Origin of the sequence: Acetobacter oeni, assembly GCF_011516825.1 — a bacterium.
Lineage (GTDB): Bacteria > Pseudomonadota > Alphaproteobacteria > Acetobacterales > Acetobacteraceae > Acetobacter > Acetobacter oeni.
The window spans coordinates 30,603-46,889 of sequence record NZ_WOTA01000001.1; the positions used below are offsets into that span (position 1 = coordinate 30,603).

The following is a 16,287-nucleotide window of genomic DNA, read 5'->3' on the forward strand; positions in this document are numbered from 1 at the left end:
TACGGGTTTCTTTCCGGCGTGTTCCGGAAGAGGCCTGTGATTGCATTAGGCTGGAATGAAAAAACTGATTATTATTCGGAGTAATATCATCCATTTAATCACTGCCTTCACGAAAAGCCGTCAGAAATTTTCTTTTCCAAAATCCATTCCTGATAATCTGTGTAATTTCTCGTAGTATTTGTATCGTTTGTTTGTTCTGACTGCTTTTTCATTTTCAGAAACGGGTGTGCATCCCGTTCCATGGAGATCCGTGCTACATATCTGATCATGTCGTATGCAGATTTCGTTCATCTCAGAGTCCATTCCGCTTACTCGCTCAGTCAGGGCGCGATTCGTATCCCTGAACTGGTTGCGCTTGCGGATGGCATGAACATGCCGGCCGTCGCTATTACCGACACTGGTAATCTGTTCGGTGGCCTCGAATTTTCGCAGTACTGCACAGGTAAAGGCGTTCAGCCAGTTGTCGGGTGCCAGATAGGCCTGCCGTCCCGAAGTGACCTTCCCGGTAGTTCTTCAGAGCCCGTTGTACTGCTGGCACGGAATGAAACTGGCCTTACGAATCTCCAGTTTCTGTCATCAGCAGGCTTCCTTGAGGGAGATACGACGGATCCGTCCGTCAGTCTCGATCTGCTCTGCGAGCGTGCCGAAGGATTATTCTGCCTCACAGGCGGTACACGTGGCCCTCTCTATAATATGCTGGGGGAAGGTCTTGAAAGCGAAGCTGAGACTTGGCTGGCCCGGCTGAAAGAGGCGTTTGGCGACTCTCTTGTGGTGGAGCTCAACCGCTTCGGAATGCCGATCGAAGAAGCTGTTGAACCTGGTGTCATCGCCCTGGCCGATCGGCTGCGAGTGCCGCTGGTGGCGACGAATGAGTGCTTTTTTCCACGTCCGGAGATGCACGAGGCTCATGACGCTCTGATCTGCATCGCGCAGGGGCGCACGATGGCAGAAAAGGATCGCTGGAAAGTCTCCCCTGAGAACTGGTTCAAACCGCCGTCACTGATGCGTGCGCTGTTTGCTGATCTCCCGGATGCCTGCGACAATACACTTGCTATTGCAAGGAGTTGCGCGGTGAAAGTGGAAACACGCAAACCGCTGCTGCCGGTTTGTCCGAAAGTTCGCGAAGGTTCGAATGAGGACGAAACGGTTCGCGCTATGGCGCGTGAAGGACTCGAACTTCGTTTGCAGGCCATGAACGCGGACGAAGAGATCCGGAAAATTTATTCTGAACGGCTTGAATTCGAGCTCGACATCATTTCGGGCATGGGATTTCCGGGTTATTTTCTCATTGTTGCCGATTTTATTCAGTGGGCGAAAAAGCATGACATTCCGGTCGGCCCGGGACGTGGATCGGGTGCCGGTTCGCTGGCTGCCTATGCGCTGACCATTACCGACATTGATCCGCTTCCGTTCAATCTTCTGTTCGAGCGATTTCTGAATCCTGAACGCGTCTCAATGCCGGATTTTGATATCGATTTCTGTCAGGATCGCCGGGACGAAGTCATCTCTTATGTCCGGCGTGAATATGGTGCTGACCGGGTTGCGCAGATCATTACCTTTGGAAAACTTCAGGCCCGTGCCGCTGTACGCGATGTCGGCCGTGTGCTCGGCTTACCCTATGGCATGGTCAACCGGGTCGCCGAACTGATCCCGAACAATCCGGCCAAACCCGTCACGCTGAAACAGGCCATCGAAGGGGAGCCAAAACTCCAGGAAATGCGTGAGAGCGACGAGGCGCTGCGCCGGCTGATGGAAATCGGCCAGCAGCTCGAAGGTCTCTATCGTCACGCTTCTACTCACGCGGCAGGAGTCGTGATCGGTGATCGCCAGCTTGTTGATCTGGTGCCGCTTTACCGGGATCCGAAAAGCGACATGCTGGTCACGCAGTTTAACATGAAGTTTGTTGAACAGGCCGGACTGGTAAAATTTGACTTCCTTGGCCTGACCACGCTGACAATTCTTCAGCGTGGAGTGCGTTTCCTCAAAGGTCTCGGTATCGAGGTTGATCTCGCAAAAATCCCTTTGAATGACGCGACGACTTACGAAATGCTGGCGCGTGGCGATACTGCGGGTGTCTTCCAGTTCGAAGGCGCGGGCATGAGGGATGTGCTCAAGCAGATGCGGCCGACCCGGCTTGAAGATCTGATTGCTGCCGTTGCCCTCTACCGCCCTGGCCCCATGGCCAATATCCCCGATTACTGCCGAAGAAAGCATGGCGAGGAATGGCAGCCTCCGCATGAAGAAATTCGCGACATCCTGGAAGAGACCTACGGCATTATGGTCTATCAGGAGCAGGTCATGCAGATCGCCCAGAAAATGGCCGGCTACAGTCTTGGCGCTGCCGATCTGTTACGTCGCGCCATGGGTAAGAAAATCCGGGCTGAAATGGATAAGCAGCGCGAGATTTTCACCGAAGGCGCGACAAAACGCGGGATTCCAAAGGATAAAGCTGTCGAGGTCTTTGACCTGATGGCAAAGTTTGCTGACTACGGCTTCAATAAATCGCACGCAGCTGCCTACGCGCTTGTGTCGTACCAAACTGCATGGATGAAGGCGAATTATCCGGTTGCCTTCCTTGCCGGCTGTATGTCGCTCGCCCGGGAGCGGACGGAAAAACTGGCTGCCTTGCGTCAGGAAGCAGAGCGGCTCGGTATTTCCGTGATGCCGCCGGATATTAATCAGTCCGGAGCGGATTTCAGGGTTGAGACACAGGCGGACGGTAAACTCTGTATCCGCTATGCTTTGGCCGCGGTGAAGAAAGTCGGCTTTTCGGCAATGCTGAGTCTCGAAGAGGTAAGGGGAAAAACGCCGTTTCGGAACCTCGCCGATTTTGCGGCCCGGATAGATCCGAAGCAACTCAACAAGATGCAACTGGAAAATCTGGCGAGAGCAGGCGCATTTGATTCGCTTGAGCCGAATCGTGCCCGTGTTTTCGGTTCAATTGAAACGATTTTGCGGAGTGCCCAGGCGCGCGCCCAGGAAGCTGCCAGCGGGCAGACCGGTCTGTTTGGCGATACTTCTGAGCCGGAGCCTCTTCGTCTCTGTCAGGACACTGACTGGCCTGAGTTCGAAAAGCTTTCCTACGAAGCGGATGCGATCGGATTCCATATGACGGCCCACCCGCTGGATTCTTACCGGGCGGTACTCCGTCGGCTGGGTGTAATCCCGATGGCTCGTCTTCTGACGGCGGCAGAAGGAGGCATCATACGCGTCAAAATCGCCGGGTGTGTCGTGGACAGGAAGGAGCGCCCGACCCGCAGTGGAAGCAAAATGGCATGGGTCAGACTTTCCGATGCCAGCGGCAGTTGCGAGGTTACGTTGTTTTCTGAGGTACTGAGCCGTGTCCGCGAACTTCTGATCGCCGGTCAGGCTGTACTGGTGACAGCTGATCTGAAGCTGGAAGGTGAGGCTCTGCGAATCACAGCGACAGACGTTAGCCATCTGGAAGATGTGGCGGCACAGGCTGGCGGAGAGATGCGCATCTGGCTCGATAATGCAGATGCTGTCAGTGGAGTTCATGCGGTTTTGTCCAGGCAGCAGGAGGGGCGCGGCCGGATTGTTTTATTGCCGAGTATTGCCGAAACGCAGGAAGTAGAGGTGCGTCTGAGAGGCGGTTACCGGATCAGCCCGGTGGTAGGGCAGGCGCTCAGGACAATTGCAGGCGTAACGCGTATCGAGACAGTTTAATGCAACTTATGATTGCAAAATGAAAATTTATTCTCCATAAAGCTTAATGAAATTAACCTCCGAGGTTCCCGATGCAAATATCGGTCAGTCCTGCAAAGCAGGCATCAGTTCTGTTTACAGGTGAAAATAACAGCGTTGACAGTAATCGACAGCAGACCACTGCACCGTCGGCTATAAGTAAAATATCTTCTTCTGTCCCTGCTGTTAATCCCGCTTCTCATATCGATCCTGCGCTGGGTATCGTCGTGCTCGAAAAATATGGGAATGACGGAGAGATTGCTGAGCAATATCCTACTGCGCATATGATGCTCCAGTATAAGCTCTACGGGCTGGGTTCGGGCACAGACAACTGAGTTCTGCGGAATATGACACGGAACATTCTACTCAAAAGTGCTTGGTGATTTTCCATATGTCGTTCAGCTATGCATCGGCTGGTCTTGCATCGTATAGTGGACCGCTCAATCCTGTATAACAGCGGCGTGATGTTATGCACTTAATGCTGTCAGCGCCGGGATTCGCTCGCGGACTGGCGGCCCTGTTTTGCAACGGAGCCGGATAGTCACGAAGCGATTCCACATAAGAGTTGGTGCGCGACGTGGAGATCGAAATATGTTGATGCAGAAGAGTCGGGAAGATCAGTCTTCAGAGCGACGCCCGGATAGTGAACAGCCTGCCATTACAAGCGAGTTGTATCAGAGGCAGGGACCGGATCTTCGGCGCATTAACCTGAACCCTGATTTCTGGCATCCGGTTGCCTGGTCGCATAAAATCCGCCCGGGAAAAGCGTTTGCGACACGTTATGCGGGCGATCCGATTGTTATTGTGCGTCCGGAAAACGGTGGGGCGGTTTATGCCCTTGAGGATCGTTGTGCTCATCGTCAGGTCCCCCTCAGCAAGGGGCACGTAGACGGTGAGGTAGTGCGCTGCTGTTATCATGGCTGGGCTTTTGACCGGAAAGGCGATTGCATCACTGTTCCATATCTGAACAGGCCCGGAGTAGGGCGCGGTGTAAAAGCCTATCCATGCCAGGAAAGCGGAGGCCTGGTGTTTATTTTCCCCGGTGATCCGGCAGTTGCAGAACATATCCCGGTGCCTGTCCCCGCTCAGGTCAATAACCCTGAATTTAAGACACGCCGCTTTGATCCACGTGTGAACTGCCATTATTCCTTTATGCATGAAAACCTGATGGACATGAATCATCAGTGTCTGCACCGAAAGCAGATGGGGCAGATCACGTCCCGTTTTATGGGGCAGGACAAAGGTGAGAACTTTGTTGAGGCTCGCTACAGCTTCGCGCGTAAAGGTGGAGATCAGCCGCTGGCAGAGCGACTTCTCTTTGGGAAGCATAATAAAAATATCGATGTGAAGGATCAGCCTGTCGACGAAATCGTGACAGTTCGTACCGCTTATCCTTACCAGACCCTGCAGATACACGATAAAGATGGCGATCTGATCATGGATCTCTGGGCCGCCTATGTGCCGCAGGGAAAAAATGAGGATGAAACGCAGACTTTCGGGCTGCTGTCGGTAAAGCGTCCGAAGTGGAAATTTCTGCTGGACCTTGCCTGGCCGGTGTTAGGCATTTTTACCAATCGGATATTTCTCGAAGATAAAGATATTGTGGAACTGGAGCAGCAGGCCTGGAGAGAACTGGGGGGTGACCATAACGTCGAAGTTTTCCCCGTTGTGCGCAATTTGCGGGAGCTTCTGATGCGGTCCGGTATCCCGGCTGAGGCGCAATAAGCCTTCTTCGTTCTTTCTGAACTTGCATTTCGGGCAGAAAACCGCCATATCCGCCCCGGCCTGTATCGGGAGATACGGGACTTCACACGCAGTGCTCGTCCTGGTGTCCGGTTTTACCGGACTTTTAAGCGTGCTGCGGAGGAATAACCGGAACGTAAGGATTTCAAATCATGGCGATGCCTGATTTTACTCTGCGTCAGCTTCTTGAAGCTGGCGTTCACTTTGGACATCATACCCGCCGCTGGAACCCGCGTATGGCGCCGTATCTGTTCGGCGTGCGCAATCAGGTGCATATCATTGATCTGCAGCAGACTGTCGTGCTGCTTGATCGCGCTCTGAAAGTAATCCGCGATACCGTGGCCGGAGGTGGCCGCGTACTTTTCGTCGGAACGAAGCGTGCCGCATCCGATATGGTTGCCGAAGCTGCTCAGCGTTGTGGTCAGTATTATGTTAATCACCGCTGGCTTGGCGGAATGCTGACGAACTGGAAGACCATCACGGGTTCCATTAAGCGTCTGCGTCAGATCGAGGACATGCTTGCAGGTGATACGCATGGCCTGACGAAGAAAGAAATTCTGGATATTACCCGCGACAAGGAAAAGCTTGAGCGCTCTCTTGGTGGTATCAAGGAAATGGGTGGCCTGCCTGATATCCTGTTCGTGATTGACACGACGAAGGAGAAACTGGCGGTTGAGGAAGCCACCAAGCTGGGTATTCCTGTTGTCGCCATTCTTGACAGCAACTCAAATCCGCAGGGCGTGACATACCCGATCCCAGGTAATGATGACGCTATCCGTGCGATCGAACTGTATTGCAACCTTGTTGCCGGTGCCGTTCTGGATGGTATTTCGGCCGAACTGGGCGCCTCGGGTCAGGACTTCGGCGCATCGGAAGAGCTGCCGGTTGAGCAGGCTTTTATTGAAGCAGCGCCGGTTGCCGAAGCTGCCGCCGCTGAGCCGGCGCCTGCCGCTGCTGCAGGCTGATAGCTATGTCTCGCCATAAATGGCGAGGTCAGGGCAAGGCATTGCGCATGAATGCAAGCACGTCCCGTGCGGTGACGTGCTTGCTGCTATTCTGGAGATAGAACAATGGCGGAAATTACCGCAGCCCTCGTTAAGGAGCTTCGTGAGAAGACCGGGGCAGGCATGATGGATTGCAAAAAGGCGCTGAAGGAAGTGGCTGGCGACATTGAAGGAGCCATTGACTGGTTGCGCACGAAAGGCCTCGCAGCGGCAGCCAAGAAATCTGGTCGTGTGACAGCGGAAGGGCTCATCGGGGTCGCGTCGGAAGACCGGCGTGCCGCTATGGTCGAAATCAATGCGGAAACGGACTTCGTAGCGCGAAACGAGGCATTTCAGGCTTTTGTCGAAGATGTGGCTAAGGCTGCTCTTAAAGTTGGCGATGATCTCGAAAAAGTAAAAACAACTCTGCTTGCAAGTGGTCGCACGGTTGCTGATGAGCTGACGCATCTTATCTCGACAATTGGCGAGAATATGTCGATCCGTCGCGTTCGCGTTCTGGAAGTGCCGTCCGGTGTGGTTGCGACCTATATTCATGGCTCTCTGAAGCCGGGTCTTGGAAAAATCGGTGTACTGGCGGCGATTGAAGCTCCTTCCGAGAGCGAAGCCATTATTACTCTGGGACGCCAGGTCGGTATGCACATCGCGGCAACACGGCCTGCCGCGCTTGATGTCAGCAGTATCAACCCCGCTGAAGTTGAGCGTGAGCGGGAAGTGCTGAAAGAGCAGGCCAGAGCCTCCGGCAAGCCGGATGCGATCATTGAGAAGATGATCGAAGGTCGCATTCGCAAGTTCTATGAAGAGGTTGTTCTTCTGGAGCAGGTATGGGTTCACGATGGTGAAAGCCGCGTGAAAGCCGTTCTCGATAAGGCGGGCGTGAAGCTGGTCGGCTTTGATCGCTTCCAGCTCGGGGAAGGTATCGAGAAAGAAGATAATGACTTCGCGGCAGAAGTCGCGAAGGCCGCTGGTGGCTGATCAGGCCCGAAGCTGAAATGACAAAGGGCGGGGCATCCCTGAACTGGGAAGCACCCGCCCTTGTTTTATCCGCGTCTCTGTTTGGTGAAGCGAACGCGCTTGTTCATCTCTTTACGGCAGAGCATGGCGTGGCTCATGGTTTGGTACGGGGAGGCATGGGGCGGCGGAATGCTGCGACCTGGCAGCCCGGCAATGTCGTGCAGGCGCGCTGGAATGCCCGTCTGGCCGAACAACTCGGTACGGTTTCAGGTGAAATGCTTCAGGCCAATGCTGCACGAGCCCTCGGTTCCAGGCTCAGTCTGGCATGTTTGTCGTCAATCTGTGCTGTCGCAGACGCAGCACTGCCGGAAAGCGAAGTTTATTCCGGATTATTTGACGACACAGTAAGGGTTCTTTCTGCCATCGGCATGGGTAACGAATCTGATCAGAACGGACCCGCAGAATTAGCGACGCTGATTCGCTGGGAGATGGTTCTGCTGCAGGATCTGGGATTTTCGCTCGACCTGACAAAGTGCGCCGTTACAGGAACACGGACAGAGCTTGCCTATGTGTCGCCTCGTTCCGGACGTGCCGTGTCGCGGAAAGGTGCGGGGGAGTGGATTTCCCGTCTGTTACCACTTCCTGCTTTTTTGCTGAATTCTGACGATACCGGCACGCCGTCTGAGCGCGATGATGGCCTGCGCCTTACGGGGCATTTTCTGACAAGAGATGTTTTCGGGCCGCTGCATCGTCCGTTGCCGGCTGCCCGGATACGTCTCGCTGACATAGTCAGGTCATTGTTTTCTCCGGCGGAAAGAGAAAAATTTTCAGATTCAGGCCAGGAAAGTGGAAACCCGACCTGATGTTCCAAATTCCGCACTCAGATGCGTGCGATGCGGAACAAACAACGTGCCTGTCAGAGAGCCTGTTGTCACGATTGTTCCTGCCCCAAAAGGCATACCACGCTGCACAGCATGACCCGCCAGCCACATGAGTAGTCGTATTGGATCACCGGCTGCATTTCTGGCTACCTTTTCTAAAGATTTCCCGTGATCAACACGAACCGTGATTGTTTCGGAAAACGAATCAGTCAGGCACCAGTTTCTGATGGCATCCCCGACAATCAGCACACCATGACTCTGCTGGTCGGCCAGATGCGCGAGACGGTGTTGCGACCCAGGTTCTGCAAATCGTGTATCGACAAGTTCTATCACCGGGTGCACGCTTTCGATCGCATTCAGCACGGTCTCCCGTGTTGTATTTGCCGGATCTCCTTCCGGATGATGTCTGAATCGATAGGCAATTTCAGCCTCTGCGCCACGGTGGCGGCACATCTCTGCCGGGATGACAGCACCATTCGGGAAAATCGTTTCTGCGTGCAGGGGGGCCGCTGCGGGAACGGCGTCCGGACTGCCCGCTCCCACCTTCCATCCACGTATGTCACCGAGTTGCCGGGCCACACGATCCTGGATTTCGTAAGCCGCATGTTCATCCGCGGGTATGAGCACTTCAGGCACAGTAATTAACGGCTCGGAACGGGAATCCCGGATGCTCAGAAGATATTCAGTCAGATTATCGGGTGTGTTCGCAGCTGTGGCCATAAGGAAGAAAAACGTCCCTGGGAATGAGGCGGTGATGCCGGTCAATGAGTGTTCGACAACTCCGTCATAGAATCGCTGTCGGATTTTCGCACGCAGCCTTTTGCTCCTGTCATTACCATTCGGCTCCGATAAGATGCTTTGGCTGATTAGGTCCCGGGTCCGCGCTTTCGGACCATATGCTCCAGTCCCAGCCCGGATGCTGATTGATCTCAGCGGTCATATCATCATGTACGGGAACAGGGTGAGTATGCGAATAATCACTAAACGCTGACATGGAACCCATATAAACGCAGCCACAACCGATTCGGTCGGCGTAGAGATAAACTAGGCCTGTGCTTGTCGGACGATAAGTCAGCATCCCCGCAGGCAGCAGATTCAGCATCTCGTATCGGGCCGTGGTATCCGCCGGATGGGCGGTAAACCCGCTATGAGCAAGGTCGCTGCCAGTGTGAAGGTAAGGATCGGCAGGCGAGCAGGCGGCAAGCGCGGCAAGCACCGGCAGGCAAAATGCGAAGCGGGCAGGGTGCGGAAACGAAAAATCCGGTGGAACATTGGCCAATGCGTGTCTCTCCGTTAAGGGTGCGCGACACGGAGGACAGGACATGAGTGACACGTTCGAAGGCCATATTGAGGACACCAGGCTCTCTGACGCACTGAGCGAACGGTATCTGGCATATGCGCTGTCCACTATCATGTCCCGCTCGCTGCCGGACGTGCGGGACGGGCTGAAACCAGTGCACCGGCGTCTTGTTTTCGCGATGCACCAACTACGGCTTGATCCCACATCGGGGTTTAAAAAGTGTGCACGTGTCGTCGGTGACGTGATCGGTAAATATCATCCTCATGGCGACGCCTCCGTCTACGAGGCTCTGGTCAGGCTCGCTCAGGATTTTGCGGTCCGCTTTCCGCTGGTGGAAGGGCAGGGCAATTTCGGTTCGGTCGACGGCGATAATGCTGCTGCGATGCGGTATACCGAAGCCAGGCTGACACGTGTTGCGCAGGCCTTGCTTGAGGGCATCGCAGACGATGCTGTCGATTTCCGGGCAACCTACGATGGCGAGGATTCCGAACCGGTTGTCCTTCCCGCCGCCTTCCCCAACCTGCTTGCTAACGGGGCTGCCGGCATCGCCGTGGGGATGGCAACCAGTATCCCGCCGCATAACGCCGGTGAAATCTGTGCTGCGGCAGGATTTCTGATTCGCAAACCCGAGGCGACCGTAGCCGAACTGCTACGGTATATGCCCGGTCCTGATTTTCCCACCGGGGGAATCATCGTCGAGGAGCCAGATGCCATTCTGAAGGCCTACGAGACAGGCCGTGGCGGCTTTCGTATCCGGGCACGATGGGAGGTTGATCAGGGGCGTTTCGGAACGTGGAATATCGTGGTCACCGAGATCCCGTATCAGGTGCAGAAGTCACGACTGATTGAGCAGATCGCTGACCTGCTGATTCAGAAAAAACTCCCGCTGCTCGCAGATATCCGGGATGAAAGCACAAGCGATATCCGTCTGGTTCTTGAGCCGAAATCACGCGGTGTCGAACCCGAAGTGCTTATGGAGACGTTGTTCCGGGCTACACAGCTTGAGAGCCGGTTTTCGCTCAACATGAATGTTATCGGTCCGGATCGTGCGCCTGGCGTGCTGGACCTTCGCCAGGTCCTGCAGGCCTGGCTTGATCATCGTCATGAAGTGCTGGAGCGGCGAAGCACGCACAGACTTGCCGCCGTCGAGCGTCGTCTGGAGATTCTGGAGGGGTTCCTCGCAGTCTATCTTAATCTTGATGAGGTCATTCGCATCATCCGGGAGGAGGACGACGCAAAAGCATCTCTCATGCAGACATTTAGTCTCACGGATATTCAGGCTGAGGCTGTGCTGAATATGCGTCTGCGCAGTCTGAGGAAGCTTGAAGAGATCGAAATCCGGAAGGAACACGACAAGCTGACTACGGAGCGGGACGATCTTCGCGCGTTGCTGGGCGATGAAAAACTTCGCTGGTCCCATATTGCCAGCGAAGTAAAGACGATCGGCAAAACCTTCGGCGCCGGACCGCTGGGAGAACGGCGCAGCACGCTTGGCACGGCACCGCAAAAAATTGATATTTCGGCGGCCACTCTCGTGGAGCGAGAGCCTCTGACCATGATTTTATCTCAAAAAGGCTGGGTCAGAGCCGTTCGCGGACATGGCATCGACGGAGCGGCGCAGAAATTTAAGGAAGGTGATGAATTACGGCTTGCCCTTCCCTGCCAGAGTACTGACAGACTTGGATTTTTCGCAACCGATGGACGCGCTTTTACCGTCAGTGTTGCCGATCTTCCTCGTGGACGGGGTGATGGTCAGCCTCTTCGCCTTTTGATGGATCTCTCGAATGACGAGGATATTCTTGCCGTTTTTGTTCTGGGTGCGGAGGAAAAGTGGCTGGTCGCATCGAGCGCGGGACGTGGCATGATTGTGGCTGATGCTGATTTCTCTGCTGAAAAACGAGGCGGACGGCAGATTCTTAACCTTAAAGGTGATGAAAGCGCCCGTCTTTGTGTTCCTGCGGACGGCGATCATGTCGCTGTGCTTGGCGGCGACAAGCGTCTGCTTGTTTTTCCGGCGGATCAGGTGCCGGTCATGACGCGAGGACTGGGTGTCGCTTTACAGAAATATCAGGATACAGGGCCGGGTCTGAAGCAGGCTGTCGTTTTCAGCGCCTCAAAGGGGTTGTTATGGCCCGGAACCGTAAGAGTAAGGGCATTCGATGATCTGAAGCCGTGGCTCGGCAAACGCGGAGCCAGCGGTAAAACAGCTCCTCCCTGGGCTTTACGAAAAACTTAATAACGCAAAGCGGCCATTAATCAGAAATCTTTCATTAATGAATTTCTGACAGATTCCGGGTATGAGAATTCCTGGCGGCAGTCACTTTACAATCAGAGGCAGGGCAGAAGACATCGCGGCGTGGTTCCGCATGGTCGTGATGCTTCTGTTTGTGCTTTCCGGATGTGCGAGTGAGGAAGCCATAACAGCTCAGAATCAGATGGCTGTTCACACCAGGATGTCAGAAACGATCTTCCTTGATCCGGTGGCGCCCGATCAGCGTACGATTTACGTCGGTGTGAGGAATACGTCCGATTTTCCGGGTATTGATGTTAAAGCCCAGCTTGTGCATGCGCTCCGGAAGCGGGGCTACACGCTTGTCGATGACCCGGATATTGCCCGGTTTGAACTCCAGGTAAATGTTCTTCAGGCCGGGCGCATCAGGCGTAGTCGCCAGAATCCCTCTCTTATGAGAGGTTCCGTGCCTGGCGGGCTTGTATCGACCTATATCGGTAACATTCCGACGGGGCTTTTCAGCCAGATCATGGGTGGTGACGTTACGTTTGCGGTGATAACTGACGTTCGCCTGGCTGAACGCCCGGGCAGTGGACTTCCAGTGCAACAACTGATCCGGACGAGCCGGGAAAGCGCTGCTGTCAGTGCAGATCCTGTATCAGGAACAGCGACGAACGTCGTAAATTCAAATGCACGATATCAGGAGAGTGGCGAGGCTTCAGCCTTCAGAATTTATAATGTTCAGGACGTGGCTTACGTTGACCAGGCCGGTCTGACTGTCGATAAGGTCATTCCGATTCTGACGGCACATATCGCTTCTTCTCTGGCGAATCTGTTTGAATAAACAAGCGCGTCAGCCTCCGCATAGTCGCGGATTGCACCTTTCAGACACGATGCATTAGGATAATACGGCAGAGTTATTCGGCTTCTGTCATGATGGGTATCTGACAATCCTGACAATCATTGCCTTGTTGCTCATTGTCTCGGCATGCGGGCTCGCTGTCGCGCCATCCTCATGGGTCAGGCTTTCGCCGGAACAGCTTAGTCTTGCTGCCCGCATATGCTGGGGGCTCGTCGCGCTGACCGCCCTTATATCTCTTGCATGGACAACGGCACCCGGCGCCGATTTTGTTCTGGGCCTGAGGACGGGTGCTCAGGAAGCGATATTCCTGTTTCCTTTTGCGATGACAGGTCTGTTTATCGAGGTGTCCGATGATCGGTTCGGGCGCCGTGTCACTTTTGCCTGTGCGATGGCGTCATTGGGTGCGCTTTCTGTGGAGCCGTGGCTTCTGGCCATGACCGGGGCCGGAGCACAGATGCTTCTGTTTTCGTCCCGACAGAGTCTTTTCGGAAGCGGGCTTCGTTCACTTTTGTTTGTCGCATCATGTGCCCCGGGCACCGGGTGGATCGCATGCATTCCGGCACTTGTTTCCGGTTGTGCAGCCGCCCCGGGACGTGGGGCGTTTGCCCTGGCACCCTCTCTTGAAATGGGTTGCAGTCTTCTTGTTCTCAGCCGAAACGGTCTGCACACTCAGAACACATCGATCCGGCAAATGGCAGGTCTGCTTCTGGTTGGTGGAGTGATACTGGGCATTACACGCGCGACAGACGCTCTTTTCACCCGTCGGGCCAGCACGGCTTTCGGTGGAATTTTTGCTCTTACCCATGTGCTGGCTGTTATTGCATCCGGCCTTTATCTCCTGGCCATTGCAGCAGACTCTCCTTTATCCGCCCATGCTGCGCTCAGCGCATTTGTCGTCGACCTCATATGCGTCTGGCCCGTGGCGATCGCACTTCTGTATCTCGGTGATCATGTTGTCAGAAGTGGTGGTTCAGATCGTCTGTCCCTGTTGGGTGGTCTTGGGCTGTTTGCTCCCCGGCTGACCGGAGCATTCGCTGTGGCAATGTGTGTAATGGCTTTGCTACCCCCTGCAGCCGGGTTCAGCGTGCTCTGGCTGGTGGTGACAACAGCACTGGCGCTGTTGCCGGAAGGATATGCGCCTGCTCTGCCGTCAATTACATTTCTGGCTGGCTTTGGTGTGGTCGTCACTCTGTTCTGTCTGGCCATTCTTCGGCTTGTGATTCTGGTTGTGTTCGGAGTGCCGCGTTCTCCTCGAATGGCGGCCAGCACAGATGTATCCATGTCGGTAATGCAGCCTGTTCTCATCTGTCTGTTCATTTCAGGGATAATGTCTGTATTTCCCGGAATGGTGACATTTCAGGCAACCGGTATCGGAGCACCATTTCATGATGAACATAGCACAATAGTCACTTCATCATCTTTCGTTACTCTTGTCGGTCCCGATGGTCTCTCTTCCTGGACACCGATTGCGGTAACATTCATGCTTGCAGCTATTGCAGTGCCAGTCGTCCTGTTGAGACGGCGCACTCCACGTCAGCCGCTACCATCCTCGTTGCCTCGTAAGATATTTCCGGACGTATCGGCAACCGGGGAAATGCCATGGTCGGGTGGCCTGAAATGGCGTTCTTCCTGTCTCCCTTTCGGAGAGCCCCTGTTGTGGCCAGGGACAGATATGGCCAGCGCAATTCTGAAACAAGCGGTCCCGGCTCTGCCAGCATTCATAAGCAATGCACGTTCTTATATCAGGAAGACTCTGTTTCTGACTCCTCGTTTGCTCAGGTTTGTCCTTTGTCGAATTCATACAATTGAAACGCATGGTCTGGCCGTTGTACTTTTGATCATAGCTGCAGGTCTGTGGTTCGCAGCATTAAGATTATGAACAGAATGTCCTTTTTTTCGGCATCAGCACTTTCAGTTATTCAGACGGGATTAGTCATTCTGGTTGCACCCGTAATGTCGGGTTTTCATAGCTTTATGTCCGCGCGGTTTGCCGGAGTTGCCGCGCCTCCTGTGCTTCGTCGCCTGTATCTGACCAGGAAATACTGGAGCGAACTTTCTGTTCAGCCCGCGAATGTCGATGTAATGGCGTCTCAGGCAAATGTCATTGTTGCGGTTGCAGCGACGAGTGGAATAACATCTGCACTTGTCGCATCGGCATTAGTGCCGACATCTGCGCTTGGACTTGCTACAGCGCCCTTATCAGATATTTTAACTATTACTTTCTTGTTAATGGCTTCTTATATTTCCTGTCAGCTTGTTTTGTTGAATGGTCTGTCAGAAACGGCAGCGAATACTTTTCGTGGCATAATTTCAGTTGCAGCCATCATTCCGGTAATATTTCTGGTTTCGGTAATCTTTTTTACTAAAAGTGCGACAACAAACCTTGATGTTGTTTTAAGCAGTCTCAGATCCGAAAGCCCATTTGGAGATGGAGCTCCGTTCGTTCTCGCTGCCTTAGCGCTCCTCATTTCTGGCTCATCTTCGGGTTCCGACGAGATTGAAACCAGTGCTCAGGGAACAGATCGCGCCATGCTGATGCTGGCCTGTGACAGCATTTCTCTTGTCTGGCTGACACTGGCTGGCGACCTTCTCTGGCCGGGCTCGCTGGTGGTCATTTCGGAATCCGCAGGGATTCTGGACAGCCTCGGTAATCTCGGTCTCGGCTTTCTGCTCTGGATAGTTCGCTGCATTATGCTGTGCATTGTTCTTTCTGTCAGTCGTCTGATCGTTGCGGGACCCGTTGCTGTCATTCGTATGCGAACGACAGCGGCGTTACTTTTACTGCTGTTCGCGATCCAGATTGTATTCGGTTCACATCTCGCCTCAGTGAATTCCCTTGGGGAGACGTTGCAGCAGGAAATCTCCCGCGACCATGCGGAGGGAAAAAGGTTGTGACACTCGCTTTGGCGCTCCTGCCTTTCCTGGCACTGCTGACAGCTTTTAGCGGGCCGGCGGTTCTCCCGGCTCTGGGGTTGCTGACGGCAATTTCAGTCGTGACGCTTCATCATTTAAATCCTGCTCTCGATACGGGCCGGATATTATTTGTTGCATTTGTAGCACTTGTTATTTCAATAGTCCCGGTCTGGAGGCTGGGCGCTTATGCGGAGCAGTCCGAACCAGCCCGCATTCCCGCAGCTCTTTCCCTCTCGCTTACTCTTAGTGTCGGCGTTTGTATGAATTTGTCCGCGGGCGAAATTTTTCCGTTTCTGTCCGGCGTGCCGGTAAATCCGTCCGCTATCACAACGGCTCTTATGATTGTTTTTGCCGGGCTTGCCACGCTTGCGGTTCGTCCCGGAATTAAATTCCAGCTTGCGGGCCTTCTCTCAGCATGTGACGGAATTCTTCTCGCAGCAGCTGATACAGCTCAGACACACGTGGTCTGGCTCTTAGGCATTGGCATTCTTTTTCTGGCTGGCGCGGGTTCGTGGCTGGCGCAACGTCTTTCATTGCTAAGTATAACATCCAACAGATACGAGCATGATAATCCCTGATGGAAGCAGTATCTGAAATTTTACTTTTCCTCGCTCTCATCTGGCCGTTTCTCGCCGGGGGAGCTCTTGTTGCCTCAGTGGGGCCAGGTGCGAATGACGGCGGTGAGTTCCGTGATAATG

General features: G+C 54.2%; 13 protein-coding genes. 11 read left to right on the top strand and 2 right to left on the bottom strand.

Annotated features, from left to right (window positions below):
- The first annotated feature begins 267 nt into the window (after window positions 1-267).
- From dnaE to recO, 6 genes are all read left to right on the top strand, one after another.
- Window positions 268-3,687: a DNA polymerase III subunit alpha gene (gene dnaE / locus GOB90_RS00130; RefSeq protein ID WP_146885166.1), complete on the top strand. Its 3,420-nt coding sequence runs from the start codon at window positions 268-270 to the stop codon at window positions 3,685-3,687.
- Between the two features lie 71 nt (window positions 3,688-3,758).
- On the top strand, window positions 3,759-4,040 hold the full coding sequence (locus GOB90_RS00135; RefSeq protein ID WP_146885168.1) for a hypothetical protein: 282 nt from the start codon (window positions 3,759-3,761) through the stop codon (window positions 4,038-4,040).
- Between the two features lie 256 nt (window positions 4,041-4,296).
- Window positions 4,297-5,430 carry an aromatic ring-hydroxylating oxygenase subunit alpha gene (locus GOB90_RS00140; RefSeq protein ID WP_242011697.1) on the top strand — a complete coding sequence of 378 codons (1,134 nt, stop codon included), beginning with the start codon at window positions 4,297-4,299 and terminating at the stop codon, window positions 5,428-5,430.
- A gap of 170 nt (window positions 5,431-5,600) precedes the next feature.
- On the top strand, window positions 5,601-6,413 hold the full coding sequence (gene rpsB, locus GOB90_RS00145; protein WP_146885170.1) for a 30S ribosomal protein S2: 813 nt from the start codon (window positions 5,601-5,603) through the stop codon (window positions 6,411-6,413).
- A gap of 105 nt (window positions 6,414-6,518) precedes the next feature.
- A complete protein-coding gene (gene tsf, locus GOB90_RS00150) occupies window positions 6,519-7,424 on the top strand; it encodes a translation elongation factor Ts (RefSeq protein WP_146885172.1) in 906 nt (301 codons plus the stop codon).
- Between the two features lie 38 nt (window positions 7,425-7,462).
- Window positions 7,463-8,266, top strand: coding sequence for a DNA repair protein RecO (gene recO, locus GOB90_RS00155; RefSeq protein ID WP_146885433.1), 804 nt, complete (start codon window positions 7,463-7,465; stop codon window positions 8,264-8,266).
- Here recO and GOB90_RS00160 read toward each other — a convergent pair.
- Window positions 8,237-9,004, bottom strand: coding sequence for a 2-keto-4-pentenoate hydratase (locus GOB90_RS00160; RefSeq protein WP_146885174.1), 768 nt, complete (start codon window positions 9,002-9,004; stop codon window positions 8,237-8,239). The genes recO and GOB90_RS00160 overlap by 30 nt on opposite strands.
- A gap of 112 nt (window positions 9,005-9,116) precedes the next feature.
- Window positions 9,117-9,563 carry a hypothetical protein gene (locus GOB90_RS00165; RefSeq protein ID WP_242011698.1) on the bottom strand — a complete coding sequence of 149 codons (447 nt, stop codon included), beginning with the start codon at window positions 9,561-9,563 and terminating at the stop codon, window positions 9,117-9,119.
- A gap of 43 nt (window positions 9,564-9,606) precedes the next feature.
- Between GOB90_RS00165 and parC the strand changes: the two genes are divergently transcribed.
- The 5 genes from parC to GOB90_RS00190 all read left to right on the top strand — a co-directional run bounded on the left by parC (window position 9,607) and on the right by GOB90_RS00190 (window position 16,167).
- Window positions 9,607-11,820 carry a DNA topoisomerase IV subunit A gene (parC, locus tag GOB90_RS00170; protein WP_146885175.1) on the top strand — a complete coding sequence of 738 codons (2,214 nt, stop codon included), beginning with the start codon at window positions 9,607-9,609 and terminating at the stop codon, window positions 11,818-11,820.
- Between the two features lie 61 nt (window positions 11,821-11,881).
- Window positions 11,882-12,658, top strand: a complete 777-nt coding sequence (gene traT / locus GOB90_RS00175; RefSeq protein WP_146885177.1) for a complement resistance protein TraT — start codon at window positions 11,882-11,884, stop codon at window positions 12,656-12,658.
- 124 nt (window positions 12,659-12,782) lie between these two features.
- Window positions 12,783-14,555, top strand: a complete 1,773-nt coding sequence (locus GOB90_RS00180; protein ID WP_146885179.1) for a hypothetical protein — start codon at window positions 12,783-12,785, stop codon at window positions 14,553-14,555.
- Window positions 14,531-15,571, top strand: coding sequence for a hypothetical protein (locus GOB90_RS00185; RefSeq protein ID WP_146885181.1), 1,041 nt, complete (start codon window positions 14,531-14,533; stop codon window positions 15,569-15,571). Before GOB90_RS00180 ends, GOB90_RS00185 begins: the two co-directional genes overlap by 25 nt.
- Window positions 15,568-16,167, top strand: coding sequence for a hypothetical protein (locus GOB90_RS00190; RefSeq protein ID WP_146885184.1), 600 nt, complete (start codon window positions 15,568-15,570; stop codon window positions 16,165-16,167). The genes GOB90_RS00185 and GOB90_RS00190 overlap by 4 nt, the downstream gene beginning before the upstream one ends.
- Window positions 16,168-16,287 lie beyond the last annotated feature (120 nt).

Excerpts from the sequence above, each read along its gene's own strand:
- GOB90_RS00140 (WP_242011697.1), top strand. The coding sequence starts at position 4,297 with ATGTTGATGCAGAAGAGTCGGGAAGATCAGTCTTCAGAGCGACGCCCG.
- tsf (WP_146885172.1), top strand. The coding sequence starts at position 6,519 with ATGGCGGAAATTACCGCAGCCCTCGTTAAGGAGCTTCGTGAGAAGACC.
- dnaE (WP_146885166.1), top strand. The coding sequence starts at position 268 with ATGTCGTATGCAGATTTCGTTCATCTCAGAGTCCATTCCGCTTACTCG.
- GOB90_RS00135 (WP_146885168.1), top strand. The coding sequence starts at position 3,759 with ATGCAAATATCGGTCAGTCCTGCAAAGCAGGCATCAGTTCTGTTTACA.
- traT (WP_146885177.1), top strand. The coding sequence starts at position 11,882 with ATGAGAATTCCTGGCGGCAGTCACTTTACAATCAGAGGCAGGGCAGAA.
- parC (WP_146885175.1), top strand. The coding sequence starts at position 9,607 with ATGAGTGACACGTTCGAAGGCCATATTGAGGACACCAGGCTCTCTGAC.
- GOB90_RS00160 (WP_146885174.1), bottom strand. The coding sequence starts at position 9,004 with ATGGCCACAGCTGCGAACACACCCGATAATCTGACTGAATATCTTCTG.
- rpsB (WP_146885170.1), top strand. The coding sequence starts at position 5,601 with ATGGCGATGCCTGATTTTACTCTGCGTCAGCTTCTTGAAGCTGGCGTT.